The sequence below is a fragment of the uncultured Oceanicoccus sp. genome (assembly GCF_963968385.1).
Lineage (GTDB): Bacteria > Pseudomonadota > Gammaproteobacteria > Pseudomonadales > Dasaniaceae > Oceanicoccus.
Genome location: NZ_CAXAHB010000138.1, coordinates 1 through 2,251 on the forward strand (window position 1 = coordinate 1; position 2,251 = coordinate 2,251).

Consider the following 2,251-nt stretch of genomic DNA (forward strand, 5'->3'; position numbering starts at 1 on the left):
TTTCACGATTGATATCGAATGTTCCCACAAAAAAGCCATTTTCAGGTTGTTTAATCACAACCGTAGATTTGCAACGCACAACAAATTCAATCAAAGAGGAACGATTATGAAAATGCCTATGTTTTTACCTGCTCTGGGAATGTGTTTTATGGCTTCTACCTTGGCTATGGCAGATACCCAACAAACCACCATCGATGCCAAACGGCTTGGTATTGTCACTAGCAGTGTGGTGATAGGGGTTGCCACTATGGGGCCGATTGGTGCCATTCCGGGACTGATGGCTGGGGACTGGCTAGATCAGGAGATTATGGATGCAGACCGTGTTGAAGAAGTGGAAGCACAATTGTCTGCAGCTAACAGTCATATTGAGCAACTGGGGGACCAGTTGGCCACATACCAGCTGAGTACCCAGCATTATGCTCGTATAGCATTGGAGCAATTACAGTTGGAGTTAATGTTTAGGACTAATAACAGTGATTTGACAGAGCAAGGGATAGAGCGGCTGTCTTTTCTGGCGAAATTTTTATCAGAAAATCCCGATATCCATATTCGTCTTGATGGTTATGCCGACCCCCGTGGCGATGCAGAGGAAAATCAGCGCTTATCTGAACAGCGGGTGAGCTCGGTGTTTGATCTGCTAGTCGATAATGGTGTCGATGATAGCCGTATAAAAAAGTACTCACATGGCGCTAGTCAGTCACTGTCGGTACCGGGTGATTATGATAGTTACGCGCTGGATCGTGTGGTAAAAATTCAACTGTTCCAGCCTGACCAAGAAGCCTTTGCTGGCGTTATGATTGCTGAGTAAGCGCTTGTGGTAGTAATAAAAAACCCAGCTTCGGCTGGGTTTTTTATGCTTGGGAGATATTAGGCCATAGGTAATGTGATAGAAAAAATAACTCCGCTATTATCCGCGCGGTTATTGGCCATAATCGCGCCGTCATGGAAGTTGACAATCAAGCTGACAATATAAAGCCCCAGCCCCAAGTGCGCGGTATCGCCTTTGCTTTCATCCCTGAGTGACACCATATTATCGAATAGATGATTCTGCATCGCTTCAGGTAGCGGCGGCCCATCATTACTGACAGCAATCACTAGCTTATGTTTTTGCTGTTTAAGGCTAATCATAATGGCGCCATCAGCAGGACAGAAACTGACCGCATTATCAATCAGCTTATCCAGCATTTGCACCACCAGATCGGGTACCGCATTAACCATTAATGTGGTGCTAGCGTAACGGTTTTCAAACTGGATATGATGGCTTTGGTAGAGATCTTTATAGGCGGCAGTGAGTTGCGTTAACAAAGCAATCATATCGATAGGCTCAAGTTCGGAATGCTCAATACTTTCTTCTACCCGTTTGGCCTCGCTCATGGCGGTGAGGATCTTGCCCAGCCGCAGCGCACCTTCTTTGGCACGTTGTTGATAGGTGCGGCTTGGTTGATCAAGCGCTTGTGCCTCAAGGTTATCAAGCGAGGAATGAATAATAGCCAGCGGGGTGCGAAGCTCATGGGATAACTTGCGAGAAAGGGTTTGCAAATAATCGGTATAGTCGCCAATACGTTTCATGAGCTCACTATAGTTTCGGGTAAGCACCCCAATCTCATCGCTGGCCTTGCTGTCAGGATAGTGATTACAAATATTACCCTGTTCATCCAGCGCAAGTTGGGTGGCTTTACTTAATTGCCGGATACGCCAAGATAGCCAGCTGGCATAGCCAAGTAGCGCCAGCGTCGAGCCGCCCATAATAACAATGCTCAGCGAAAACAAACGATTAAAGGCCTGATCGGTAAGGGTGGCGGTTTGTTCGCTACTTTGTTCGGCGATTAAAATGGCCGCTAACTGTCCGTTAACTAATACGGGTGCAGCATTGGCCAAAATATGATGCTTGGCTCTCAGTGAGTCGTTATACCATAGTGAAGCATTGGCGCCGTCTTTGGCTTGTTTAAATTCCTGGCGTTGGGAAAAATTAACTCCCTCACTATAAGCCGGTTGCTGCCGGTAATGGTCTGCCAGTAAACCGCGATAGAGTTTTTGCAGCAACCAGTGGCTGTCAGAACGGGTTGCTGGTTCTGGGCTACCGGTGGACGCTATCAACCAACCTGCAGGATTTAACAGCCTCAGTCGTTGCCCCGCTTGGGTATACGTATTGAGTAGCGTTTTTAAATTATCCGGTTGATAAATTAAATTCGGTATCGGGCTGTTGTTGATATAGGGGCCGTAGCGGATCTCGTCAGCGGAAGGTTCATCA

General features: G+C 47.0%; 2 protein-coding genes. One reads left to right on the forward strand and one right to left on the reverse strand.

What is annotated here, in order from left to right; genetic code table 11:
• Positions 1–106 precede the first annotated feature (106 nt).
• The gene (locus AACP44_RS09060) at positions 107–808 is read left to right on the forward strand and encodes an OmpA family protein (protein ID WP_339340204.1); all 702 of its coding nucleotides are present in this window, start codon (positions 107–109) and stop codon (positions 806–808) included.
• 59 nt (positions 809–867) lie between these two features.
• Here AACP44_RS09060 and AACP44_RS09065 read toward each other — a convergent pair.
• The coding region (locus AACP44_RS09065) for an ATP-binding protein (RefSeq protein WP_339340205.1) at positions 868–2,251 on the reverse strand (1,384 nt) is incomplete at its 5' end.